Consider the following 26,980-nt stretch of genomic DNA (forward strand, 5'->3'; position numbering starts at 1 on the left):
TAGAAGCGCAGGCGGGTCATCATCAGCAATGTTTTCAGCGTCCGCCACGTTATCATTTTTATGAGGTTTACCAAATATTGTGACTTGTATTGGCTCATCAGCGCTATCAAGGTATCGCTTATTAGAATGTGCTTTACTAAGCTCATTGTTTTATGAGTTGGTATAGGTTTTACCTACAAACGCTTTGTTCTCTGCAACCACTTCATAGGCAAGTCTTATTTGACCAATTTTTCCAGCCAACTTTTGATTAACCACTTTGCCTGACTCTTCATCACTCCTTATCTTAGCTTCATATTGACGTAACAGCGCTAGCGCCTTCGTCAGTGAAACATGTTGAGCATGGATATTAATCAGTTTTTTAACAATCTCAGATTGTGGGTTATTATCCTTCAATCCCATCCTTAGACGCACACTTAGCTTACTGACTTTGGCAGAGTGCTCATCCTTACGTATAGCAATCATAATAATTATTTGCAGATATGCACTCATAAACTGCCATGCTTCATTATCAGGATGTACTTGGCCATACCTCTGGTAAAACAAGGCCAGCATATAAGTCACCGCCCAATCCTCAATTTTTTTCTCTTTGACGACTGTCCTGGTAATAGCTTCACATTCAAATGAGGCAAATATGGGCTTATCTATGTTGGCATGTTCACCAATATGTAGACCAAAGCCTGAATTAATATAAAGAGTATTAATAATCAGGTTTTGTACTTTCATATAGTAAGGCGAATCCAGTGGCACTAAATGATCTAAAACCCTCTGTAATTCGCTATTATCAAACTGCTTTATATTCATTAGGGCGCACCACCCAACCAGCTCATACTTTGGGGTATACCTAGAACTCGCTCTTCTATCGCAAACTTACATTGGCGATATTCATAACTACTCTGGCTGATACCTGCAAAATAGCAATACTCCCTTACCGTCAGTTGCCTAACCCCCATTAGCTGACATATAACACTTTGAGGTGCAGTACTTTTAAGCGCTTTAAACAGATCAGGATGGTGAATACCTTTCAAGCACATCAAGCCTATAACCTCCATCCATGCGAGCTGCTGAACGTCTTTAATACTTTCAGGGATTATCAAGCATGGATAATCACTATCATTCTCGAACCTTAAGACCTGATCGTCTCTTTGGAAATCATTAAAGAAATAAAAACTGTTATCTCCTCCATCAACTAACCGAAGTGGTGGACGGTAGAAGTTATCCAAAAACTTCATATTGATATAAGTAGTTTTAGGTTTCAATCTCTGCCAAACACATAAAGCGGATCTAGCATACGGATGTACATACAAATCATCCTTACTAGGATTAGCAAGTTTTTGCCCAACCTTAGGTTTATTATTTTTCATTATAGTTATAATAATAGTGAATATAATTCATGTTATCCAATAATCACTTAGGTGTCAAACGCTTTAGTGTTGTGGTGCTTAATATCGTAAAAAAATTAATTTTATTAAATAGTTAACATGATTTTAGACACAAAAAAACCTCTTAAAGCCATAATTAATATAGCTGTAAGAGGTTGTTATTTTTTTGGGCCCTACTAGGTGATGAGCTTAAATTTGGGGTTTGATGCCTAACTTAAGTAAACTAGCTTCTGATATACTTGGGATTATTTACTAGACAAGAATTTAGTTATTGTTCGAATCTTTATTTATGATATTATTCATGAGCCTATTATGAATAGATAATAGGGATGTACGTAGAGTGTCTAATTTATTAAGACGTTCATTACATTGATTCGAATTCGAATCACTCCAATGAACTAATCCAATTAGGAAGATAATTAGCATGATGGTCACGAGGTTTATATCTCCAATGGTCATTACTATTGTACCACATAAGGTATGTAGCGCCGCGGTTCGCCTATTGTTGATCTAATTCAACATAAGCCTGATGGCATAGAAAAATGCTTCACAGTATTTTTCTTGTCAGTTTAATATTCCGAGGAAGTGGTAAGTTTGAGATCACCGTACTCTTGCTTCCTCGGTTCTGCTTTTGGTGCTCTCCGATATGAATAGAAATTCTTCGCATCCCTGGTTCAGGGATAAAACCTATATTCACTTTGACACCCCTCTAGGAGTCAAAAAGGCTGAACAATACGCCGCCTACTTCCAAAAAAAACCAACTCACGACTTTTATCCTTTTATAACCTACGATTTAGTTATAAGAAAGGTAATCAGAGTGCCTAAATCAGAAAGAAAACACGCTAAGCACTCCCTAAAATTCAAACCTAAAAATAGGCCTCTAGCATATGCTGCGCATAGAGATAGAGTCATATTCAGCTATTACTCTCACATATTGGGTATTTCATACGAAGACTACCTTAATAACTGCGATTTTTCGGATTCCATTACTGCATTTAGAAAATTAGGTAAAAATAACACTCATTTTTCTAAGGCTGTCTTTGATGAGGTTAAACTTCATAATGACTGCTTCGTAATAGCCATGGATGTTAAGAGTTTTTTTGATAACCTAGACCATAAAATAATTAAAAATAAATGGAAAGAAGTATTAGGTTCAGATGATTTACCTGATGACCATTATCAAGTTTTTAAGGCTATAACTAAATTCTCAGTGGTAGAAAAAAAAACGGTATACAAAGCTTTAGGTATTTCAATGCATAATACCCCTGAAGACTTATATAAACTCTGTGACAATAAGGTGTTTCGTACGAAGATAAGACCTTTAATCAATATGCGTGGAGATGCACGAAAACGTATAAAAGGTATCCCTCAGGGATCTCCAATAAGTGCGCTTTTATCCAATATCTATATGCTGGATTTTGACTCAAGAGCCTATAAACTAGTAAAAGCCTTGAATGGGAAATATTATAGATACTGTGACGATATACTACTCATTCTTCCTAACATCACTGCTGATGAAGCCAAAAGTTATGAAGAAAAGATAAAAGGTTATATTACCGATATTAAACTAGAGCTCAATCCTGATAAAACAGAGGTATTTCACTTCAACAAAGGCGCGATAGTTAATCAAAATAAGCCTTTGCAGTACCTAGGGTTCACATTTGATGGTAGAGATATTCTGCTAAGATCATCTGGAATTCAAAATTGCTATATTAAAATAAGAAAAAGTGCAAAGTTAGCTTATAAAACTAGAAAAAAGAGGGTTAAGCTTGGACTAGCACATAAAAACCTGTATAAGAAAAAGCTTTATAACCAGTATTCATATAATGGCAATAGAAACTATATAAGTTACGCACTTAGGTCTGCTGATATCATGGAATCCTCTAAAATAAAAAAACAGATTAAGCCTATCTGGACCTTCCTAAATAATGAAATAAAAAGTATAGATAAAGTAAATAATATGGTTTTTCACAAAACTAGTTACTCTATCCATTCAGTATATATAAAACCTATTCCCCCAATGCAATGTAGATACTTTCGGCTCTGCCAATCCAGAAACCCATATTGATCTAACACTTGAGCATGCATAGGTCATTATCTATTACCACCGATAGCGTTATACTGTACTTTTATTGGTTTTGGTATTAATTAAAAGGGGTTATATTATGGAAAGAAAAGAATTTGTTAGCGGTCAAACGAGTAGAGCTGGGCTTTCACCTACTATTTTTAAGATCATCATGTTTTTTATCACTGGAACAATGACCTATAGCCTTGTTAATCCTGAGAGTTTTTTCGGGGTTTTATGGTTTTTGGTGGTGTTCTTCTTTGTTTATCATATCGTGAGTTTATTAGTCGCCTTTTTGCTTGGCGCTGTCGGTATCAAGTTTGCAAGACGTTAGGTTTTATAGAGCTTAACGATTTTATCTGCTCAGCTATATATTATTGGCTTGCCCATCTTTTCCTTGTTATCAATGATGTCGTCCTTGCTCTCAATGATAATACCCATGACTGCAATGAGTAACTATGATGCCTATGACAGGCTGGCAAGTACGGCGTTCTCTCATAGGCCGGTAAAAGTTGACTTATTATTCATGCCAGCAATAAAAAAGGCAACGTATTTAGGCTGTCTTAGTTTTGTGCTGCTAGGCTGGCTAGTTAGTGCTTTTGCCTAATAAAGTCTTACTTGCTTGAATGGCATACTCATTAACACTCGAACCTTCTGCTGTGGTAATTCGATTTAATTTATCATTATTCATCCCATTCGATACTGGGAAAGCATAGACACACCGTATTATAAAGCTAGATTCGTCATCCATAGTGCTAACTTTTACGTCATGAATATTGTTTTGCTCATAATGGATAGAATACAACTTAATTTGATTCACCATAATCTCTGTCGCAACACTATTAAGGTCTTTACCAAAACGGCACTCCTCCATGCGCTTCTTTATCAATATGAACGCATTAAACACATCACACTCTGACATATAGATAACACCAACCCCTCTAATAGCTGACTAAGGGGCTTGACGTTTGCTGCATGTGATACATCGGCATTGCCCAACCTTCAACCTTAGCCCATATATATATTTGCAAATTCCTCTTTAGGAGAACTAATCGGCTTTATGCTAAATTAGTAATAAGCAATAGTCTGTTAATGCCAGTTCCATTATGTATGCCCCAAGAAAACTAGTCATTGTGCTCTTCAAACCTATTAATAGACCACTTAAAATAGACTACTATAATGGAACCACTTAAAACAGACTGCTAAGCTTCTCTTATCTATTAAGGCCAATTACGACCACATACATACTCGACACTGAAACCACAGGGCTTATTGAACCGCACATGACTGAGGCCGCCTATTCTATTGTTGATATCATTAATGGCAAGGTGACAGTATTACAGGCGCCAAGAGCGAAGCGCTTTAATCCTCTGAAAGACATTAGCTTGGGTTCTATGGCGATATCACATATCTGTGATGAGGATCTGACGAATGAGCCACCTCACACAGATTTTAGACTGCCTAACAGTGTTGAGTACTTGATCGGTCACAATATTGACTTTGATATGGCAGCTCTTAAAAATGCTGGCGTGACTCATATACCTAAATTAATATGTACCAACGCCATGGCTAATTTTCTTCTTCTTACATTGGAAAGCCATAAGCTAGTATCCTGAGCTATGCTGAAAAAACCGTACACCTAAACTTGGTAAACTAAGCGTATTAATCGGAGTTTATCATGACCAAGAAAATAAGAAGCTACAGTGACGAATTTAAAGCCGAGGCCGTCAAGAAGATATCAGACAATAATGGCAATATCTCAGCGACCGCAAAGCACCTTGGCATCGCCATGCAGACCTTATCTAATTGGCATAATAAAGCCAATCAAGGCAAGCTTATCGGCACAGAACAATATGATCCTGATCTTATGACGGCTCTTCAGGAAATAAAGCAGCTCAAACGACAGCTTAAAGTAGCCGAAGAGGAACGAGAGATATTAAAAAAGGCGACGGCGTACTTTGCCAAGCACAGTTAGTGAAGTACGCCTTTATCAAAAACAACGATCTCTTCTTTAGTATCACTACTATGTGTCGTGTACTAAAGGTTAAGCATTCTAGCTACTATGACTGGCTGAGTCGTGATATTAGTGAGCAACAGATACACCGTAACCAATCTGAGCTACTTGTCAGAGCGGCACATAGTAAAACAAAAGCACGTTATGGTGCTGATCGACTGCACGCAAAGCTGATAGAGCAAGGGCACGATATTAGCCTATATATGGTCAGAAGCATTAAAGAAGAACATGACATCAAATGCCGTCGTCACAAACGCTTTAAAATCACCACTGATTCCAACCATAACAAGCTTGTCTATCCAAACATACTAAATCAGCAATTTGATGCTAAGCATCCTAATGAATCGTGGGTCAGTGATATTACTTATATCTGGACCAATGAGGGTTGGTTATATTTAGCTGGAGTCAAAGATTTATACACCAAAGAGCTGGTCGGGTATGCTATCAATAAGCGAATGACCGCAGATTTAGTATGTCGTGCACTCAATATGGCAATCAAGAATAAACGTCCAAGCCAAGGATTGATTGTGCACTCTGACAGAGGCAGCCAGTATTGTAGTCATGCCTATCACAAAATCATCAAGCAGCATAATTTCAAAGGCTCGATGAGTGGTAAAGGCAATTGTTTCGACAACGCACCCATAGAAAGCTTCTGGGGCACATTAAAGAATGAGCTAGTGTATTACCAAGACTATAAAACAAGGTTTATAGCAATCAATGATATCATCGGCTATATCGAGCTGTACTACAACCAAACGAGGATTCAAAAGAGTTTAGGCTATAAGTCGCCAAGACAGGTATGGTTTGACTATTATCGTCAAGCTGCTTGATTCAAATCTCCCAAGTTTAACTGTACGGATTTGACGGCAGGGGTCATCCCTTCTCTATCACTTTCATCGAGATATAGCCCGCGCTCAAGCAAAGGATGCGCATGCTTCCATTGCTGATATTTACTTCACTCAGCTTGTACTTGGTAGTCTGATTGATTTGACGAATAGCCAAGGTCATGAAATAAACGATGTAGAAAGCTTATATGAGTTTAGCCAAATGGCGCGTGTACCCGCGCATTTAAGTTTTGGTAAACATAAAGGTGAAGCGATTGCAGATTTGGCAACACATTCAGATGGTGCTGGATATCTGAAATGGCTGCTGAAACAGGATACGGTTGATCCTTATTTAGCTGAGGCTTGTAAGCATGCGTTAGAATCTGCTTGAATATACTTATACAGCGAGTTCAAAGCTCTGTTCAAAAAAAATAGCGGTGATTTTACAGAGCTAGATTTTAATTTGATCAACTTCAATAACTTTTAACAGCTGCGCACGAACATCTACTGCAGATGCTGCTAGATCCACAGTAGAAAACTGAATTTTGTGGTTCTGAATAATAACGTGTTCATTAATATTTTCGCCCACTGAAGGGTGAATAAATAGACCATAAGCATGATTATTAAGAGAGTCACCGCTACATTCCTGAGACCTCAAATAACTATACATCTGATAAAGATAGCCACTTCTTAATGTTTCATCTCGATACCAACCATTTGTTACGACAGAATTAAACTTGGTATCGATAACTATGCGGTGCTCTAAGTCTATATTATCAATGATAATATCCGTCTTCATATTTGGGAGGATTTTATCGATACCTAAACTTTTACTCTCAATCTGCCACTTAAGTATTTTGCCAGCGCTTATTCGATAACACTGCTTTGAAAGAACCGTATCATAGAACCCAGCAATCCCTTTCTCAAATAACTTACGAAGCCACGGCAGATTATCTCGCTCTGGTAAAGACAGTTGCCTTGTGCCGGTAGACTCCGTTGGTAATGCCAGATTAAACGCTAGGTGTGCAGCCGTTACCATTGGTTTATCTTCAGCATCATGTCTTCCAAACCTATCCACTGAGACTTCACTACGACTAGGGCGTATTTGGCTGACACCCATACGTCTTAAGCGTGTATCTAATGATCGACATCTATGAGCCAGATCTTTACGTTTAACGACTTTAGAAATATTCTCAAGAGCAGCTCTCACATATCTGTTGCGTGAGGTATCAACAGTCAATTCATCAAAGCGACAGGCTACCTTACCACGCTCAAGCAGCCTACCTCTTTCAGTACCTAAAAGGTCTATTCTACCTCGGACACGACTAAGCACAGCATCACGAGATTGATAGCTATAGCTCAAATTCCGCTGAATACGGTGTTCAACACGTCGACAAAGCATTTCCGCAACTAAATCAGGGATGTCATCAGGATTTTCTTCGACAGCAATGTTAGCAGAATCAAATTCTCTATAGATATCTGACGCATATAGCATGAGCAACCAAAGATTACGAATAGGTATCTTGCCTATATGTTTAATATCGTCAAAGGATTCGCTGAGTAAATCTTCTTCAACAGACATTAGTTACAAGCCTTCAGTCAAGCGTTTTTGGACTTTTCGTGACTTTTCAAGGTCATCGAACCAATATTCATCCAGTAAAGGGCCTACCTCTGTTTCTATCACCTCAAAGAACCACTCTTTAGCATCCGTAATCTTCATACCACCGGCTGGCGTGACATAACTGTGACCTACTTGAAATTGAGCACCAAGACTTGCATCTGTAGATATCTCATCATTCAAAGCGCTAATACGCCTCTCGATGTCATATAGAAACTCTGCGTCAATGCCATTTTTATCTTGTACCCAGTCATGCCAAGGCTTACCTAAGGTAGGTTCAAGGTCAATGAAAGCGAAGCGACGGCGCAGCGCAAGATCAACCAATGCGAGTGAGCGATCGGCAATATTCATCGTGCCTATAACATATAGGTTATCTGGTATAAAAACACGCTCACCATCTTCCCTTTTATAAGACAGCTCTAATGCTTCATCTGGTGTTCTCTTGTCCGTCTCTAAAAGCGTAAGCATCTCACCAAATACTTGAGCAGGGTTACCTCGGTTGATCTCCTCAATGACGATAACGTGCTTCGAATCAGGGTCTTTGAGAGCGTTGTCGATCATTTCCATAAAAGGGCCATCTACTAATGTTAGCTTACCTTCACCTGATGGTCTCCAACCACGTATAAAGTCTTCATATGAAAGGTTTGGATGAAACTGTACCGCTTTAATTTTACTATCGTCTCGATGTCCGATCAAAGCAAAGGCCAGTCTTTTAGCGAGCCAAGTCTTACCCGTTCCTGGAGGACCTTGAAGTATGATATTTTTCTTAGCCTGAAGACGCTTAAGTATCATCTTAATCTTAGATTGAGGTAAAAAGCACCCGTCAGCCGTAATATCATCAATAGAGTAAGTATCAGGAGCTACTTGGGTATCAAGCTCAGAATATGTTTCAATATCAAGATCACTGATCAGATCCTCACTTAGCAAGCGATATACCCCTTTGCTAAGTAACTCCATTCTTCCATCTTTAACCATTTCTTTTAATAGATATTTAGCACCTCCTCCAACATCTTTCCTATCGGGATACCTTTCTTCAAGGTCATTAGTAAATCTTTCTAAAAATTCATCTACCGTAAATTCATAAGACTGCTTTTCATAACAAAGCTGTTTTACTTGAGATGGAATAATATCGTTCCAATTTCTCTTAGGCGATTTTTCCGAATTATTTGGCCGATACTTGTATGCTGCAAGTGATAGTTCTGGAAACGAGTGTACAGGGTAGCTGTCTTCTTGAAATCGTGTATCAAGATTATCTAGCAATTCTAAATAATCATTTGCAGTACAACGCCCCTTTAGACCGTTCATACTAATCTCAATATTAAGTTTCTTATTAATATATTCTTGAGACTGCCCATCTAGTGTTAAGAAGCTCCAAGGCCTAATCCAATATAGACCCATAGTGAGGTTCCAACCCACGCCATAGCATTGCGTCGCTTTATCATATGCAGCAATAAATTCGGATCTAGTATCTTCACTCTCACCTTCATTGTCTAAATCAGTAAGTGAGATCGCTCGAGCAAAAACATCCCACAGATTATCTATATCATCTGGTTGACGTTTATAACTATAGCCAAAAAACCATGTTTTTTGATTGTTGACAATAGGAATGCCATCGAACGATTCTGGCACTGGCTGCGATACACCAAGTAAATCAGCCAATTCCTTAGCGATTATTTTTCGATTGTCATCTGTAATACCCCGATTGAACATAGCCATAACTGTGAACGGACATATATCTTTTAATAGCCCTCCTTCAACACCTTCTTCATACTGATCGTTAAGAATAGACATAACATCACTTTTTTCAGAAATTTTATGAATGCCAGCAATAAGCTCATCACGGCGATCTCTAAAAGAGAGAAGCTTGGATGCGATTTCCTCATAGAAACTCGTCCACTTAAATGATGAATTTTCCTTAGTATTATCACCAAACCTTTCTCGCCAATATGGATCGTTGCGAAACATGTCAATATCCTGAGCTTTGCCATGAAATGCAAAATCTATCAAACCAGCTCTTATCGCAGTCTCAGGAATAACCTTCCAAACCGTATTACGATTTGTGAAAAAATACCACTCTCTAAGAGTAGGATTTACTTCCCAGTCTACTTTTAAATTTTTACCATCCCCTAAGTTCTCTATCACTGTACCAATGGCTTTGATAGCCATCACAGACACAGCGTGTCCTCGATTGTCAAAAGGTAGTCCATTTTTTCTTATGTAGCTTGATTTAATGGCAATTCTCTCGCCAGCCTTGATAGACTTTATTGAATCAATCGGTTTAGCTTCAGGGTTAAACTCCCAAACACCATCTTCAATAAATCGTTCCGTATGATCTTTATCATCATATATAGAGCCAACGAACCAGTAAGGCTGTGTATTGGTTAAATTGAAATTATTACTCATCTATCTATCCTTGTTTAATACTGAGTATAGTTTTATGGAAACTCAAACTGTCTGTATATTTTTTATCTTGAAAACATTCTTATTGATACCAGTGTTTAAGCACCTTTTTTGTTAAAGAGCTTACTCAATAAATCGACTGAATCAGTTCTTGAGTGAGCTCTACGTTTGGTTTCAACATATCATCGGCAAGGCTACGCTTACTAGATAATAGCTTATCCAGTTTAATTTCAAACGTCTCAAAATCAGTTGCTGCAATAGATGGATAGTACACGTAAACTTCTTTATCCTGCCCAATTCGGTAGGCTCTATCAGTTGCCTGATCTTCCTTGGCTGGGTTCCAACTACGTGTATAGTGGATCACATGATTCGCTTTTTGGATATTCACACCAAAGCCAACTGCCACCGTGGATAAGATAATCACATTAAAACCGTTCACTTCTTGGAACTGATCAATAATGCCTTGCCGGGTTAAGCCTCTTCTACTATTAGTATTTGAATCTCCATTCACTGTAGTAACGCTTAATCCATATCGCTCAAGGAGAAGTCGTTTTAAAAACACTTGAATATCTCTGAACTCAGTAAAGATGATAACCTTTTCATCTCTTTGTTTTATGGTTTCTAACGTGTCTATTAACCATTCAGCTTTAGGTGAATCTTTAATAGTTGCTTGCTTTTGAAAATTTAGAGGGTGCGCACAGATCATTCGCATGTCATGTAACGCTTTTAACATAACACCCTTATATCCTTGTTCAGACAAACTCTTACAGTCATTTGATACTTGTTTATAGAGTGTGCGTTGCAGCGTTGATATTTCAATATTTTTACAATCATTAACTTCGTGTTTTGCTGGTAGCTCAGCGACATCATGCTTCATACGTCTTAATACTTGTGGCTCAATCAATTGACGAAGCTCATCTATTATCGCGCTATCTTCATCATCCTTCTTTTCAATAGGACGACGATACTCTTTATTAAACTCACTAAGCGAACCCAGTAGATTTTCTTGTATAAAATCAAATAAACACCATAGGTCAACCAGTGAGTTTTCTACAGGCGTACCTGTACAAGCAATCTTAAAATCTGCTTTTTGGGCTTTAGCGGCTTTAGTCACCATGGCAGTGGGCACTTTTATTTTTTGTGCTTCATCACATATCATGACACTCCAATCTACCCTTCCTAAAGAGAACTCAAGGTCTCGCATGGTTTCATAAGTAGTCAGTACGATATCTGCTCCACCTAACCAACCCTCTTCAAGCAAGTTCGTTATTCCGTAATCATTTCTTAATTGAGAGGATATTAAGTGCTTCGGTATTTTTCGCTGCTTTAAGTTATCGCCATATAAACTTAAGACCTTGCCGAATTTTGCACTAAAAAACCTATTTATCTCAGATTCCCAGTTTTCGAGTAAAGAAACTGGCGCTACGACTAATGCAGGTTTTTTAGATTCTGCAGTTTCTAAATATTCACCAATAAAACAAAGTAACTGCAGCGTTTTTCCTAATCCCATATCATCCGCTAACAAGCAACCGCTGACTTGGATGGGTGCATACTGATATAGGTTTTGTAGCCAAGCGATACCGTATTCTTGATGCTTTTTTAGACTAAATTCTTGGCTTCTAAAACTTGATGGCAATCTGGCCGGAGGGCGATTACTTTCATCAAAAGTCAGAATTTCAGCTCGCTTCTTAGTAAAGTCAGCCTCATCGATATTATTGGCAATCAATAAGGTAGATTTTTTCTTTTTTTCATCAGTATCTGGTTGCTCTTGTTCAACATCGTTTTCAGCTGGGCCCTCACCTTTTGACTCACGAAGCTCATCAAGTAAGTTTTTTGCATCTTCTAATGCAATAGTTACATTGCTGTCTGGGTGTAGAACAAAACTTTCTCCTTCGGCCTCTGCATGCTGGATGCGTTGCTCAAGTAGTTCAGTACTGGCATCAGTATTTTCGGAAGTGAATTGGGATAAGTTAGTTGATTCATCAATAAGGTTCTGTGGTAACCATTCGGATTCACCACTATCTTTTTGAATGGCTTCAGAGCTCAGTTTTTCAGCTTCACCAATACCAATCACTCGATCGCTGTAATTGCTTAAATCTAGTACAGTCCTAGCTTGTAATTCGTCATCATACTGTTGAATTTTTTCTAGATCGCTTTTCAGCGCTTCTATTTGGTTATCTAAGTAGTTGGTTTTATCTATACTGTAACCGGCCCATAGGAAGACAGGTGATGATCGCTCATAAGTTGCGATAAAATGCTGAGCTTGCTCTAGATTTGAGAGTTCCAAAAGAATAGGATCTTTTTCTCGACTCGAGTTTTCATGCAATATTAATTGAGCGGAACTAAAATGTGATAATTCATCATAAGTTTTATCTATTAGCAAACGGTAGCTATAGATTTCTGCCTCTTTTTTGGACTGCTCAAAACCCTCTGAAGAGATAACCTCGACGGCATCTTCTCCTAACTGAGCAAAAGGATTATGTAAAAAGGTTTGTGCACGCTCACCAGCTATCCGACGATTTGGCATCTTCTTAATTTCATTAAGCACATTTTTAACTTGCGGATCTATGATGACGTGTGCCAGGCCACCTTCTGGTAAGCTAATCGTATATTCGTTTTGAACGTCATTATATTTATCAAAAGTTTGTAGCCAATTTGAGGGCGAGTCTTTAAAGTCAGGCTGTACCTCTACCACTGACTCTGTACTCACTAAGTTTTTACGGAGATTAAGTTGAAGCTGCTCTGGGGCAAGTACGATGGTTTTACGCAGAAACTCATCTAAGTTCGCCTCACTTTTATTCGCTAAACTGCGTATTTGTGCCCAATACTTTTGGTTTAATGATTTGTCTTTATCGGTGACACGAGAGAATTCTTTGATTTTCTCTAGTAGCTTCCAAGTCGCCTCACTCAACAGATGCTCTTTACCGGCAAGACTAATGATTGCCCCTGTACGCTTGACTGAGCCTTTGAACTTAATCTTATTGTTATCGCACCAGCCATCTAAAATAATTTGGAAATCCGAATCACTGAGGCCATTTTCACTACGAATGACTGGGTATAAATCATTTGATAATGGTAGGTTGAGCAGATCAATAACACCCTTATGCTCAGAGTCTTGTTGGATCTGAAAAAGCTCTTCCCATGGTAAGATATAGTTATCATCTGACTGATAGGCAACTTCCTCATCAGCCAAGCTCTCCCAATAGAAATCTGCATCCGTTTTAGCCACAGATGTATAGCAGTGCTTTAAGCCAATATCATCGTATTGCAGCTGTAAAGGCACGATACTTTCTACTAAATTTTCAGTAACCGTAGGTGTAGTACTGTTACTTCTCTTCCAAAATGCTAGTTTCATTAAAGACACTCTATAATTTTAATCTGGAAATATTCCTAAACTTTTCAACCTTCGGTCGAAAGAATTTTCCCAGGCACTCTGATGGGATAAGTAAAACTCCGCTCGGGAAGTTGATTTCAAGCTGGTAATATCAACTTTATGTGTTTTTTCCTGAAATGAAGAGTAAGGTATTTGGCGATAAAAATAAGTTGCATTATTCATTTCAGAAAACTCTACTATATAAAATCCACCTATTTTGATCATAAAGGCATTTGCAGCATTACTTTTACCAGAAATCTTTTTAAATCTTCCCAAGTTATTTTTTTTAAACTCTGCCTGTTGTGCTGTTGGATAAAGCATTACCTGATTATTTAAGAATATTTCTGAGAGCGTTACTTGCTTAAGGAATCTCATCCAATAATTAAATCTTCGAGTGTCTGCACCACCACTAAAAACAGTAAAAAAGGTTTCTAAGTCGGCTCTGACAAACCACTGAACCACCATTTTTCTAGTATCTGAACCGACATTTCGCCAGCCTGCTGATGAGTCGTATTGTGGGTTACCCCATTGCTTCAAACAGACATTCTTTAAGTTTTCGTGTACTACCGCGCGCTTTGAGGTAGAAGCATAACGTTCAAGTAGAGCTGTTAAAATAGTGGTGGTATAAATTGGATTTCTTTCTAATAGCAGTAGAAAACGTGGAATTACTTTAAAGTAATCCTCTTCTTTCATGGTCTTAACAGACTTAATAGATGAATTGATCAAACTGTCCCAAAACCAGCTATTTGGTGCAATGCTTAAACTTTCTAACTGATTGCTGACTCTGCTGTCATCGCTATTCTGTAAAAAATCACGAATGAATCGTTTTGAGGGATCTAGTGAGAGTACTTCAGGATGATCGGTTAACGTAGTAAGCCATTTTTTAGGCTTAAGAGTGGCTTGAAATAATGTAGAGCGATTGCTACTTAAGATATTTCTAAGCTGGATCCAGTTGTTAGGCCGTTTGTTTATCTCATCTTGCTCTACTGCAAAGTAACCATACAGCAGCGGAAAATAAACAAACTTTAATGACTCAGGCTCCATTTTGCTAAACTGCTCAATAAGCTGTCCACCTATAAAGGTGAAAAGTATCTTGTCCTCATAACTTAAAAGTTTTTTACTGAGTGACCAAGCTAGGTTCTTCCAGTCACGTTTTGTTAAATAGTCTTTGCCATGCTCTTCTAACTTTAAAATTGAGTTGACAATCTTTTCTTCGATAGGCTGAGCGTTTTCCATATCATCAAACTTACGTTCAATGAGCGCTAATGTTTTCATTAATTTGGTCGGTTTGGCAAATTTATTATGTACTTGGTCGGATTTAGAAAAATTATCGACACTCTGACTCAGCCCCTGCTTTAATATAGCTATACTCATCACATTCACCTTGCTAGCTGACAAGTTTCAATAGGAGCAGAAACAAAAATCGGCTGCGCCTCAGCACTGTCTTTTTCTTTTAAACCATAGAACTGCATTCGTAGCTCTACACGGCGCGAGGCTTCTTTACTGTCTTTTGCGGCATTAAATGACACACCGCCCGCTAGAAACAGCTGTTTGATTTGATTTTTTTGCGTATCAGTTAAATCCAAATCTTGATTAAATGTGGGATCCAATAAACTACACATTACCCACTCCGAACGACGCAAGCTTAAATTTAGGTTATATAAATACGATCCATCTGTATCTGTAAAACCTTCAATCACAATCTGCTTAAACCATTTTTTACCATTCTCACTATTGGCAGCTTCTAAGACAACAGGCACCAAAGCACTTAGAGCCTTTACACCCTCTGCATTCAATCGGTAGTCGTTGTACCCAAACCGACCCGCCTCACCAAAATTTATACGGTTCTCTTTACAATCTACGGTAATCAACTGATTCTTCAAAATGGGGTCATCTTTGATGCTAGTACAGATATCTAAGATCTCTGAACTACGTTCTTTCTCCGCTTGTGTTGCTTCATTAATTTTCTTAGTGACGACCATTAATGATACTGCCATCACTACCAAAAACAGCGTCATTAGCGCTGTCATCAAGTCAGCAAATGAAATCCAAAAAGGTTTTTCACCTTCATCTTTTGAACGATGCTTCTTAGCGTACCTATTACCAATCATTAGCGATACACTCCCGAATTAGCGTCTGGTTCTTTGCGTAAGGTCTTCAAGGTTTTCTACCACATCACCTAGGCCTTCAATGCCGGTTGCCAGACGTTTAATGGATTGGTCAAGCGTGTTATCAAAAGACTTTAGCGAGTGATTTAGACTGCTTTCAACGGAAGTGCCAAAGCTATCAAAGCTCTTCACCAGAACATCGCTCACTTCTGATAGATACTCTTGCATTTCCATCTTCACTTTATCTAAAGCTGTGGTCATATTCTGCATATCATTAAGCATTTTACTACTCATGCCAGCTTCAGACTTTGACTGCTGAATAAGATTCTCTAGTGTTTCAATGGCAATATTAACGCTGTTTTGAGAGTTCTTATAATCTCGTATCAACTCGATAAGATTGCTGCTAGCACTGGTCATGTTGGTTGAAGTGGTATTAACCTCTGCAATAAGTTCTGAGGTTTTACCAGTCACTGTGATTAGTGAGCTACCAGCCGTCGTAAACTGCTCAGAGGCTAAGCGCATCTTTTCTGCGCCAGTATTCATACCAGTAATGCTCTCGGTGGTCACTTGAGAGAGTTTTTGGATGTTTTCTTTATGACTTTGAACTGCGTTTTGACTATGAATAATTAACTCTTTAATTTCACTACCTAAGTTATCAATCAATACAGATGACTGCTCATGCAGTTTTTGTTGATTGTCTAATATTTGGCGATCCTGATCGATACGTTGCTCTGCCACATTTGATAGCAGACCTGACATTGAAGTACCTAAATCCGACACCATTTCTGACACTTTACTATTCAGCTGCTCAACAGCATGCAGCCCTTGATCTCCAATTTTGGCCGAACCTGCAGATAGATTTTCTACCATTTCGTTCATTTGGGTAGACATCTCATTTTGCTTTTGATGAATATCATCCATCATTTTTGCCATTTGGGTCTCTAACGTTTTGGTCGAAACTTCACTGTTAGTTTGCATATCTGTGATTAGCTGAGAAAATCCTGACTGCATCTCACGCATGGCTGTCACAGATTGAGTCATCATTTCGCTCATACCTGTCATTTGACCACCAAACGTCGTTTCCAGCTTACTCATGAAAGCGGCTAATATATCAGTCATAAGTTCTTGCACAGCTGAACCCTGATCGCCGCTGACCTGCTGCACGCTTGAGGCGATTTTATCTAAAGGCTCTTGAAGGCTATCTTTAATCGAATCGCCAATTTGGGTTGCCATCGACTGGCTTGTTTGAGCATAAGAGTCACTTAACTGAGAGGCGAAGACCGTCTGATTTCTTTTATTCTCTTCAACCAAGTTAGTCATCATGGCTTTTAAGTCATTAACTAAGCTGTCTTTAAGCTGTCGGGCATTGACCTCGTTTGCTTGAGATGACTTCAGTAGCTTGGCTAGGTATTCCTCACCACTTTCATCAGCAGTAAAAGCGTTATCAATGGCTGTATTCAACCGTTGTAATTGTGCGTAGCACTGTCTAAGCCATGATTTTTCACGCCAAGTAATAACCATGGCAGCTGCGATAGCTAAGCCAGAGGCCATAAACGCTTCTGCGACACCTGTTAGCAATAACGCTAAACTGTCTTGAACCTTGTCAGGATTGCCAGCAGGGTCGAATGCTAACAGTCCAATTAGCAAACCAAGAAATGTCACGATAATACCGACACCAGTAATAATGCCTGGTAGATGCTTATAAAAATCTACCTTCAACGGTATATCGACAACAATGGACTCCGTGAAAAATACCTCGCTTGGTACCGTTGCCCGTGAATAAGCTACCTTAGCTTCGCCATCCACTGTTTCATAAGTATCATGAAAGGTTTTTTTATAACTTATCCAAGCTTGCTTCAAAGAAGGGTTGCCATCAAACTTTACATCTAATGAATCTTTATCAAGATTAGAGTTGTCATTAAGCTTGTCTAACTCATCAGCTAGTTGTGATATTTTATGGTTTAGTTCCTTAGCAGGACTTAAATAATTTAAGAAAAATCGCAAACTGATGTAAGCAATAAAGATGAAAATTATTGCAGGAAAAACATAATAGCCTTGCGAAAACTGCGCTACTTTTAACCAATCCATCAATATCACCTATCCCATCAAATAAAAGATTGAAAGCTTTGTTATTTAACTTATCAAGTCTAAATATTACTAAATTAATGTCAGCTTAAATTCATAGGAAAGAGGTACGTCAATAAATATATCCGACGGCATTACATACCCTTAATTACAAGCTGTAACTTAAAAGATAGAATAGTAACATAAATCAATTATTGTTTATAAAATTTAATCAGACTGAAGGTGACAAACAAATGATTAGAAAATAGTTGACAGAATATATTCATAAAAAACATATAGCTTATCGTTAGATTGGAGGAAATGGGGTAAAAGCCTATTTGAGCATATATGGAGAATTTGCTTATGCTTATGCTTAGAAAAATTGAGTAACTAAACCCTAGGACTGTGGATTTTATTAATCACCTTTTAGATGGATAGATGAAGTTTTCGGTTTGATTTAGAATTGAAACGCTCATCTGAATGAGAATGTTGACCTATAATGGCAGATTCATAGGATAGCTAACAATTTATTATGCCACTAAAAACTCTGTTAATGATGGGTTAAAAACTGTCAGTATATTGGGCTGCTGTCATTATCTTAGGCTTTCAGGCTCTAGCATGAGATGTTCCTTCTCTGCTGTTTCTCTTGCGTCTGTTGGTGACATTCCACTGGCTCGGTAATCATCGTTTGCTTGCCACATTCTTTCCTGACATACAAATGCCATCTCGTCCAACACTTGCAAACTTCTAAGTCGTTTTGTCATCTGTGGGCTGTCTCGTTTCCAAGTGGCTAATATTTGATGATGCATTTCCCTATTATGTATTACGTCTTCATTCTCGTATTTTTTCCGCTCTTTTTTTATACTAGCTCCCATCTGTAGACTCAGCCCTTTCTCTATTACTGAGGTATCATTTCTACGCCGCTGCTCTAATAATAATTCCTCATGTAGTTTTTTACTATCCTCTACACTAGTCATGTCTTGAGTATCAAGACCCGGATAGCGTCGTATACTCTCCCAAAAAGAAAGCAAATATGGCGTTATACTAGAACCTAAGCAGTCAATCATCGCTGTGGCGTAGTCATTAAAGTCACGAACACCACTTTCAAAATACCCGCCGGCAAGAGTTATACCATCAAGAAATAGCTCATGATCGAACTGAGAGTTTGGTTGGGTAATTTCGGGCTTTGCGCGGTCGTACTCTACTGACCTGCTTTGATGTGGATCGACTGTACTTTTCTCGTTCTCAGTATGATTCATTAGTTTCTCTATGTATGCCAAACAAAGCTCAAGCTTCAGTATATTGTGTTAATGATTATCCAAGTTGAAAGCGTTTCAATTCAGGATATAGCAGTCTAGTTAATTTATAGATCTTATCTTCTGCATCTTTATCTTTTTGATCAGGGTTTGGGTAGAGAGCTGCAGTAAGAATTAATCGAGGAAGCTGCAAGTACTCAGCAAACACTCTTTCAAGCTCTTTTCTAAGAAATTCAAGCCAAAATGTCACAGTCTCTTCGGGTGTATGAGGGTCTGATATCTTATAAGTGAAAAAATCTGCGTTAAGACAATACTCCATACGGAACGCAGCTGCCATACAATCATGCAACCACTGTAAGGTTCTATGGTCAAAGCCTCTTATTTCGTCACGCAAATCACTAAATTCGGTGCGAACATCAACTATCCTTTCAGCGTGGCGATGTTTATCATCAGCAAAATCAATAATAATTCGTAACGCTTCTCTATAGCTGTCATGCTGTATCCATCTAATACGAATTGAATCACCGTGAAAATAGTCACTAACTATCATCGATAAGCCCTATTAATAAACTTTTGTTTTAAACAAAACAAGTAATAATGCATTGTATCAATCCATTTAGAGCAACTAAGCCTTTAAATATTATAAGATAGCGCTATAATTGCACATTAGCCTACTTTTTTATATTAGTAAATCATCTATAGAGACAACCATGGCATTTAACCAAACCCAGTTTTTTGAAGATTTAGAAAAATTAACCACTAAAGTCATTAATAAGAATAAGAAAGAAGACTTTATCTTTGATTTCCTAACGCTGCTAGATGTCTCAAAGTCTACTATTACATCACTTAAAAAAAACGACGGGCGTTTCAATGTCGCAGCCAATCCTGAAGCTGGCGAGGTTGCTAATAAGCATCGTATCTACTTCAAGCCTGTAGATGAAGGCCAAGACCTTGCTAAAGCCCTAAGTGAAGTGATAAGCAGCCCAATCATCAATCAGCATAAAATCCGTATGGTAATGGTGACAGACTTCAACACCGTACTGATTAACGATACTAAGTATGATGAGACGCTTGACTGCGATTTTGCTGATCTTTATAAAAACTACCATTTCCTATTGCCACTTGCCGGCCTAGAGCGTGCTCGCGAATACTCAGAGCACCCTGCAGATGTGCAAGCCTCAGAGAAAATGGGTCGTTTGTTTGACCACATCCGCAAGCTCAATGAGTTTAATACTGCTGATGACTTACATGCTCTCAATATATTTTTGACGAGGCTACTGTTCTGCTTTTATGCCGAAGATACGGGTATTTTTAAAGCAGACCAGTTCTATGACGTTATTGACAGAACCACCAATATAGATGGCAGTGACGTCGATAGCGTCTTGTATGAGCTATTTGAAGTTCTAGACTTGCCTGAGTCTAGCGCAGAGCGTCATGCAAAGCCCACTTACCTAAGCGCATTCCCCTACGTAAACGGCAGCTTATTTGAATATCAGTTCGCCATTCCGGAGTTTGATGCGCGGACACGCCGTATCTTGCTAGAGTGCGCACGTTTGAGCTGGGCCGAGATTAACCCCGATATTTTCGGTTCCATGTTTCAAGCAGTGATTGACCCTGAGCAGCGTGGCAGCTTAGGACAGCATTACACCAGTGTTAGCAATATCATGAAGGTCATACAGCCGCTATTCTTAGATGAGCTACGTGCAGAGCTAGACACGGTCATAGCGCTGAGTCATGACAATCGTCACAAGAATAATAAAGCCGAACGCTTAGATACTCTGCTTACCCGTATCAGCAAAATCAAAGTATTTGACCCGGCGTGTGGATCAGGCAACTTTTTGATTATTGCTTATAAAGAGCTTCGCAAGGTAGAAATTGATGTATTAAAGGCACAACGCGATTTACTAGGATCGAAAGACAATCTGTTAGGTTTAGGCTTCGATAGTGTGGTCAGCTTGGATAATTTATACGGTATCGAGTATGACGACTTTGCCAGTCAAATTGCGCGTTTGTCGCTTTGGCTCGCTGAACACCAAATGAATGTGCTATTCGAGCAGGAGTTCGGTGCATCTCAGCCAATGCTGCCACTCAAAGACAGTGGACATATTGTTTATGGTAATAGCTTGCGTATCGATTGGAATGAGGTCTGTCCAAACAATGGCAGTGATGAGATTTATATTATTGGTAATCCACCATTTGGGGGTACTGGGAATCGTAGTGATGAGCAAGTTGATGATGTGCGACTGGTGTTCAAAGGTTTTAAATCCTACAAGAAGCTAGATTATATCTCTTGTTGGTTCTGGAAGGGTGCTCAATATATTACTGAAACGAAATCTAAAATAGCTCTAGTGTCAACAAATTCTATAGCTCAAGGAATGCAAGTAGCTATGCTGTTCCCAGCTTTGTTCGACCTAGGTATTGAAATTGAGTTTGCTTATCAATCATTCCCTTGGAAAAACAATGCTAGAAACAATGCAGCAGTCCATGTTGTAATTTTGGGGTTATCCCATAAAGATAATTGCAATAAAAAGACTATTTTTAGTTTTTCAGATAAACAATGGCTCTCTAAGGCAGTAAGTAATATTAGCCCTTATTTAGTTGAAGGCTCGAGCGTAGCTGTAGAAAAGGAATCAAAGCCACTTCATGGTGGTTCGACTATGGTTTTCGGTAGCATGCCAAATGAAGGTGGTTTTTTGCTTTTTACCAATGAGGAAAAAGATGAAATATTAGAAAAAGAACCTAGGTTAAGTAGATTCATAAAAAAAATATTGGGCTCACAGGAGTTCCTGAATGGAAAGGATCGTTGGTGTTTATGGCTTATCGACGCTACAAGTGAGGATATTGAAAATTCCGAAGTTTTAATGCAAGTATGTAATTTAGTGAGAGAACATCGTCTTAAGAGTAGCAACAAAGATACTCGAGAAATGGCCGAAACACCTCATTTATTTTGGTATATAAGCCAACCAACATCAGGTAATTACATTCTTATTCCTAGTGTTTCTTCTGAACGTCGTAAGTATGTACCAATAGGTTTTTATAGCCATGAAGTCATTGCAACTAATTTAGTCAACATAATTCCTGAGGGGTCAATATACGAGTTTGGAATACTAACTTCGATTATCCATAACGACTGGATGCGCCTAGTTGCTGGAAGATTAAAAAGTGATTATAGATATTCAGGCACTATTGTCTACAACACCTTCCCTTTCCCTGATACCACTGATGAGCAAAAACAGAATATCGAAAATCTCGCAGAAGAAATCCTACTCGCTCGCGCCAGCAATGCTGGCATGACTTTAGCAGAGCTATACGATCCCGATAAGATGCCAGAAGATTTAAAACAAGCGCATAGCAACATCGATGATGCAGTGGACAAGCTGTACCGCCCGCAAGGATTTGCCAATACGGAAGAGCGCTTGGCACATTTGCTGGCACGTTATGAGCAGCTTATCGAGGCAGAGCAGCAGAATAAGGGTAACAAGAAAGCCCAAAAGAAAAGTAAGTAGCGTCCTTTAGTATTTATGACAAACAACATCAAACACATTATAAAGAGCGTTTTATTATGATTTTCAAAATCTTATCAAGTGCAGCAATTGCTGCCCTACTCATGTTTTCTGCAGGTCAAGCATCAGCTGCATCACAAAGTGATCTTATATCGCTAAAAGGCAAAAATGCTCAAGACCTTCCTGAAGGCGATATGTTTATATTGTTTGCGTGGATGGAAGATGGCTGTATCGGTGATGGTCCTATTTATAGCTCTATCAATGAACATCATAATAAATTCATTGATAGAACGATGAAAATGAAGACCCTTGCAAAACCGAATGCAAATGACGACATTTATGAGTTTTCTATAACGCCTAGATCTCAATGGACCCCTGGTTATAGCCCACTCATGAAGGACATCAGCATTCATACTAATTATGAATATACCGAATACCATATTAAATTTGCAGATGGTGTCAAATACCGCGAACAACCTATAACAGAGTATCAGTATAAGTTTAGACCAGAATCAGAAGGTGGTGCACACGTCCTGAAGTTTGCTAAAAATGCAGACATGCAAAGTGTGTGGAAGCACTTCAAAACACGTCAAACATCAGACTATATGAGTGACGGTTTGTATGATTCAAAAGCTAGGTTTGACCGTAATGATAATACGATAACTTGTGTCTATTGATTTCACACTATTGCTATGACAAATGAGCTTTATTTTTACGACGCTACAGCCTTACAAGCATCTCTACCTATGATGAATCTACTATGACTGCCACTGTTAATATACTAAATCAAAATTACGCCCGCACGGGTCAAAGTAAAAAGAACAACGAGCTTGGCATGCGTGAAATGCAGGCGCGTGCATTTGAGAAGCGTAATAGCCAGTATTTGCTTATTAAGTCGCCGCCTGCCTCTGGTAAGTCACGTGCAATGATGTTTTTGGCATGGGATAAGCTTATCAACCAAGGTATCAAGAAAGTCATCATTACTGTACCAGAGATGAGTATTGGCAAGTCTTTTAAGTCAACAGCGCTCAGTAACTATGGTTTCTTTGCAGATTGGCAAGTAGCAGATCGCTATAACTTATGCTTAAATATTGCTCAAAGTGACACTAGCAAGAGTGCTATATTTTCAGAGTTTCTCACTTCAAACGTAGATGACAATTCCCTACCTCAGGTTTTAGTTTGTACTCATCACAGTTTTAGATATGGCTTTGATAAGATAATCGAGGACGGCGGTAGTATTGAGCTATTTAACGATATTCTAATTGGTATTGATGAATTCCATCACGTATCAGCAGGTGAATCAAACCGCTTAGGTGCCATACTAGATGGCATTATGACGCGGACTAGCGCACATATTGTGGCAATGACGGGCTCATATTTCCGTGGTGATTCAGTGCCCATCTTGTCAGATAACGACGAAGAAAAGTTCGATAAGGTAACTTACACCTACTACGAACAGCTTAATGGTTATGAACACTTAAAATCATTGGGACTTGGCTATCATTTTTATAAAAAATCATTTTTCGATGCCTTAGATGAATGCTTAGATACCAGTAAAAAAACCATCATCCACATTCCTAACGTCAACAGTCTCACTGCTGAGACAGACAAATATGAGACCGTTGGCCGTATCATAGATGTCATTGGTGAAGTTGAGTCTCGTGATGATATTACTGGTGTTATGACAGTACGCGCACATGACGGTAAGCAATTGCTACTCGCAGACCTAGTGACTGATGACGCTATGCGGGCTAATACTCAGGCTTATTTAGCTGATATTATCTCTCGCGATCAGATGGATATCATCATCGCCCTTGGCATGGCAAAAGAAGGCTTTGACTGGGAGTATTGTGAACATGTATTAACCATTGGCTATCGAGGCTCTCTGACCGAGGTGGTGCAGATTATTGGACGCTCAACACGCGATAGTTATGGTAAACACCATGCTCAATTTACTAACTTGATTGCTGAGCCAGAAGCTGATAAGTCTGAAGTGACAAGCTCTGTTAATGATTTATTAAAAGCCATTACTTTATCGCTACTGATGGAGCAAGTGCTCAAACCTAACATTAACTTTAAATGTCGTAGTGAGCTGGATATATTAGGTAAGGCAGATTTGCCGGCAGGTACCATTATCATTGACGATACAGTGAACCCTCCTTCTGATCGAGTCATGAAGATACTCAACCAAGACCGTGATGAGATATTGGCACAGTTAGCCCAAAATACAGAGAACATCAAAAAGTACATCGCTGCTGAAACCAATAACGTAGAAACCGAAGCCGTATCAGACACCGTCATCCCAAGTATTATCCGTAGTAAGTACCCTGCACTAGATGCTAATGAAATACGGCAGGTACAAGAAGGTGTCATGCAGTATATGGCCATCAACCGTCAAGGCGGTGTGGTTGAAGGTAAGGATATTCCTGATGATGCGGTCATCGAAAATGAACGATTTTTCGTTAAGCAAGGTCATGAGTATCTAGACATTAATACACTAAATACAGAGCGCAAAAACCAGCTCAATGAAAGTGACATTATTAAAGAGCGCCACCTGCCAGCTGATGCAAAAATCTATGACCCTAAAACCCAATCAAGCAGTAGCAACGACTCGAACCCTAGCAACGGCTTTGTGAAGGTGGGCAGTAAGTTTGTCAATGTGAACAACCTTCCCATTGACCTTGTGAAATCGGTCAACCCGTTTCATGATGCTTATGAAGTCCTCTCTAGAACCGTCGATAAAGAAGTGCTGCAAACAATCAATGACGTCGTACATGCCAGCCGTTCGACCGTCACTGAGGCGGAAGCCGTACTGATGTGGCCAAAAATAGTTGCATTCATGAAAAACAAAGGCCGTCAGCCAAATAGAAACTCAGAAGACGCTATCGAGCGGCGCATGACTGAAGTTGTCTCCTATGTCAGAAACCAAAAAGCCAAACGAGAAGCCAATAGTCATGATTAAACTCGATGAGATCTATCAAAGTCGTGAGTACAAAACACTAGACGATATTTTTTTAAATGACAGTACTGGTCTACTAGACGATATAAAGCCTATTACTAAAAGCTCGGCGAGTAACAGCGTTTTAGCACAGCAGTTTGACACTATCAACCTCTTTATTGATCAACATGGACGCGTGCCTAGTAGCAGTGCGGGCGATATCAATGAAAAAATAAGTGCTCGCCTCTTAGCTACTATACAAACCAACCACGCAAACTCGCAAGAACTGCTAGCTTTAGATAAACATGGTTTACTAACTGCTCAAAGTACTACGCCTACCCTATCTGACGACAAACCGACACTCTCAAGCAAGAGCATGAGTAATAATGGTAATGGATCTGAAAAGGCGATCAGCGATAGCAGTAAAGAAGCTGAGCCGGCCATCGAGGCTGTTATCGAGCCACCTGTTATTAATAGTCTAGATGATATTTTCAACAGCGATGACCTAGGACTTTTTGATAACATCCACTCTGAAATCTTAGTCAGTGATAGTCAGCTCAATTCTCGCAATACTTATGACCAGTACGATGATGAAGAAATAGCAACTCGCTTTGAATGTAAGGACTTTTATAAGTTTGAGCCAACCTTTGAGCGCATATCTAAAGCCATTCAAACGGGGGCTTTTACTAAAACCAACTTTTCATCAGTGAAAGACATCAGCATTGGCAGCGTCTTCGTCTTAAACGGGATTTTGTGTTATGTAGCAGATATATACCAAGCAGAGAATCGAAAGAATGAGCGTAACCAGCAGCGACTTCGCCTGGTGTTTGCTAACGGTACTGAGTCCAATATGCTCATCCGCTCATTGGCTACCGCTCAATATAAATATGAAAACAGCTATCAATTATTAATTACTGATCCTGGCTGGATGGACGATGAATTAGCAAAAAACTTCGGAGATGATCGACAGCTTACTGGTGTAATTTATGTCGCCAAGCTAACTGATACGCCAAACAACTTAACGCACTATAAACACCTGCATAAAGTTGGCTTCTCAACCCTTACAGGAGAGGCGCGCACTAAACATTCGATTAGGGATACCGCTTTCTTGCAACAGCCCGTAGATATCATTGCTGAGTGGCAGGTCTATGATGCCAATGCTCGGAGCGTGGAGGGTGTACTGCATGCCTTCTTCTATGATCAAAGAGTCAAAATATCCTTAAAAGCAGCAAACGATAACCTCTACAAGGCGACAGAGTGGTTCAACGTTCCCCTTGATGAGATTGAGAAAGCCATTAATCTGGTTATCGCCGGGGACATTAGAGACTATCGAATGGATGGTGCAGCTGGCAAGGTGGTTTTGAAGTAATAATCTTCTACAGAATTAATTTATATCTATAAGTTAAGTATTACTAGATGCCATTACCTACAGTATTAC

At 39.0% G+C, this 26,980-nt stretch carries 20 protein-coding genes; 9 read left to right on the top strand and 11 right to left on the bottom strand.

Translation table 11 applies throughout. The annotated features are described in order from the left end of the window. Positions 1-150 precede the first annotated feature (150 nt). Together SJY28_RS11330 and SJY28_RS11335 are read right to left on the bottom strand one after the other, a co-directional pair. Positions 151-801 (bottom strand): hypothetical protein, encoded by a 651-nt coding sequence (locus SJY28_RS11330; protein ID WP_379544521.1) that lies wholly within the window; start codon positions 799-801, stop codon positions 151-153. Then, on the bottom strand, positions 801-1,361 hold the full coding sequence (locus tag SJY28_RS11335) for a hypothetical protein (protein WP_379544522.1): 561 nt from the start codon (positions 1,359-1,361) through the stop codon (positions 801-803). The genes SJY28_RS11330 and SJY28_RS11335 overlap by 1 nt, the downstream gene beginning before the upstream one ends. 664 nt (positions 1,362-2,025) lie before the next feature. Here SJY28_RS11335 and drt2 point away from each other — a divergent pair. Next, complete coding sequence (gene drt2 / locus SJY28_RS11340; protein WP_379544523.1) at positions 2,026-3,447, top strand: antiviral reverse transcriptase Drt2; 1,422 nt, start codon at positions 2,026-2,028, stop codon at positions 3,445-3,447. Positions 3,448-3,544: 97 nt separating this feature from the next. Continuing rightward, the gene (locus SJY28_RS11345; protein ID WP_379544524.1) at positions 3,545-3,778 is read left to right on the top strand and encodes a hypothetical protein; all 234 of its coding nucleotides are present in this window, start codon (positions 3,545-3,547) and stop codon (positions 3,776-3,778) included. 252 nt (positions 3,779-4,030) lie between these two features. Here the strand turns inward: SJY28_RS11345 and SJY28_RS11350 are convergent, their stop codons facing one another. Continuing rightward, positions 4,031-4,366: a hypothetical protein gene (locus SJY28_RS11350; protein WP_379544525.1), complete on the bottom strand. Its 336-nt coding sequence runs from the start codon at positions 4,364-4,366 to the stop codon at positions 4,031-4,033. A gap of 361 nt (positions 4,367-4,727) precedes the next feature. On the opposite strand from SJY28_RS11350, the gene SJY28_RS11355 reads away from it, so the two are divergent. From SJY28_RS11355 to SJY28_RS11365, 3 genes are all read left to right on the top strand, one after another. Further along, positions 4,728-5,060, top strand: coding sequence for a hypothetical protein (locus tag SJY28_RS11355; protein WP_379544526.1), 333 nt, complete (start codon positions 4,728-4,730; stop codon positions 5,058-5,060). A gap of 62 nt (positions 5,061-5,122) precedes the next feature. After that, positions 5,123-6,288, top strand: a protein-coding gene (locus SJY28_RS11360; RefSeq protein ID WP_379544527.1) for an IS3 family transposase whose coding sequence is annotated in 2 segments (ribosomal slippage) — positions 5,123-5,381 and positions 5,381-6,288 — 1,167 coding nt in all. Because the reading frame shifts where the segments join, the coding sequence is not laid out codon by codon here. 157 nt (positions 6,289-6,445) lie between these two features. Then, positions 6,446-6,673 (top strand): hypothetical protein, encoded by a 228-nt coding sequence (locus tag SJY28_RS11365; protein ID WP_379544528.1) that lies wholly within the window; start codon positions 6,446-6,448, stop codon positions 6,671-6,673. Between the two features lie 60 nt (positions 6,674-6,733). Here SJY28_RS11365 and mcrC read toward each other — a convergent pair whose 3' ends face one another. From mcrC to SJY28_RS11405, 8 genes are all read right to left on the bottom strand, one after another. After that, entirely contained in the window at positions 6,734-7,864 is a 1,131-nt protein-coding gene (gene mcrC / locus SJY28_RS11370; protein ID WP_379544529.1) for a 5-methylcytosine-specific restriction endonuclease system specificity protein McrC, read from the bottom strand. Between the two features lie 3 nt (positions 7,865-7,867). Further along, positions 7,868-10,303 carry an AAA family ATPase gene (locus SJY28_RS11375; protein ID WP_379544530.1) on the bottom strand — a complete coding sequence of 812 codons (2,436 nt, stop codon included), beginning with the start codon at positions 10,301-10,303 and terminating at the stop codon, positions 7,868-7,870. A gap of 124 nt (positions 10,304-10,427) precedes the next feature. Beyond that, the gene (locus tag SJY28_RS11380) at positions 10,428-13,655 is read right to left on the bottom strand and encodes a DEAD/DEAH box helicase (RefSeq protein ID WP_379544531.1); all 3,228 of its coding nucleotides are present in this window, start codon (positions 13,653-13,655) and stop codon (positions 10,428-10,430) included. Positions 13,656-13,673: 18 nt separating this feature from the next. Then, positions 13,674-15,047 carry an EH signature domain-containing protein gene (locus SJY28_RS11385; RefSeq protein WP_379544532.1) on the bottom strand — a complete coding sequence of 458 codons (1,374 nt, stop codon included), beginning with the start codon at positions 15,045-15,047 and terminating at the stop codon, positions 13,674-13,676. Positions 15,048-15,052: 5 nt separating this feature from the next. Further along, positions 15,053-15,784 (bottom strand): type I Zorya anti-phage system protein ZorB1, encoded by a 732-nt coding sequence (gene zorB1, locus SJY28_RS11390; RefSeq protein WP_379544533.1) that lies wholly within the window; start codon positions 15,782-15,784, stop codon positions 15,053-15,055. 18 nt (positions 15,785-15,802) lie between these two features. Continuing rightward, on the bottom strand, positions 15,803-17,869 hold the full coding sequence (gene zorA / locus SJY28_RS11395) for an anti-phage ZorAB system protein ZorA (RefSeq protein WP_379544534.1): 2,067 nt from the start codon (positions 17,867-17,869) through the stop codon (positions 15,803-15,805). A 569-nt stretch (positions 17,870-18,438) separates the two neighbouring features. Further along, on the bottom strand, positions 18,439-19,104 hold the full coding sequence (locus tag SJY28_RS11400; RefSeq protein WP_379544535.1) for a hypothetical protein: 666 nt from the start codon (positions 19,102-19,104) through the stop codon (positions 18,439-18,441). Between the two features lie 55 nt (positions 19,105-19,159). Beyond that, positions 19,160-19,651: a hypothetical protein gene (locus SJY28_RS11405; protein WP_379544536.1), complete on the bottom strand. Its 492-nt coding sequence runs from the start codon at positions 19,649-19,651 to the stop codon at positions 19,160-19,162. Positions 19,652-19,811: 160 nt separating this feature from the next. Between SJY28_RS11405 and SJY28_RS11410 the strand changes: the two genes are divergently transcribed. The 4 genes from SJY28_RS11410 to SJY28_RS11425 all read left to right on the top strand — a co-directional run bounded on the left by SJY28_RS11410 (position 19,812) and on the right by SJY28_RS11425 (position 26,911). Then, positions 19,812-22,607: a class I SAM-dependent DNA methyltransferase gene (locus tag SJY28_RS11410; RefSeq protein ID WP_379544537.1), complete on the top strand. Its 2,796-nt coding sequence runs from the start codon at positions 19,812-19,814 to the stop codon at positions 22,605-22,607. Positions 22,608-22,663: 56 nt separating this feature from the next. Then, the gene (locus SJY28_RS11415) at positions 22,664-23,281 is read left to right on the top strand and encodes a hypothetical protein (RefSeq protein WP_379544538.1); all 618 of its coding nucleotides are present in this window, start codon (positions 22,664-22,666) and stop codon (positions 23,279-23,281) included. A gap of 83 nt (positions 23,282-23,364) precedes the next feature. Further along, a complete protein-coding gene (locus SJY28_RS11420; protein ID WP_379544539.1) occupies positions 23,365-25,566 on the top strand; it encodes a DEAD/DEAH box helicase in 2,202 nt (733 codons plus the stop codon). Further along, complete coding sequence (locus tag SJY28_RS11425) at positions 25,520-26,911, top strand: GIY-YIG nuclease family protein (RefSeq protein ID WP_379544540.1); 1,392 nt, start codon at positions 25,520-25,522, stop codon at positions 26,909-26,911. Before SJY28_RS11420 ends, SJY28_RS11425 begins: the two co-directional genes overlap by 47 nt. Positions 26,912-26,980 lie beyond the last annotated feature (69 nt).

Origin of the sequence: Psychrobacter sp. R86515 (genome assembly GCF_042466315.1) — a bacterium.
Lineage (GTDB): Bacteria > Pseudomonadota > Gammaproteobacteria > Pseudomonadales > Moraxellaceae > Psychrobacter.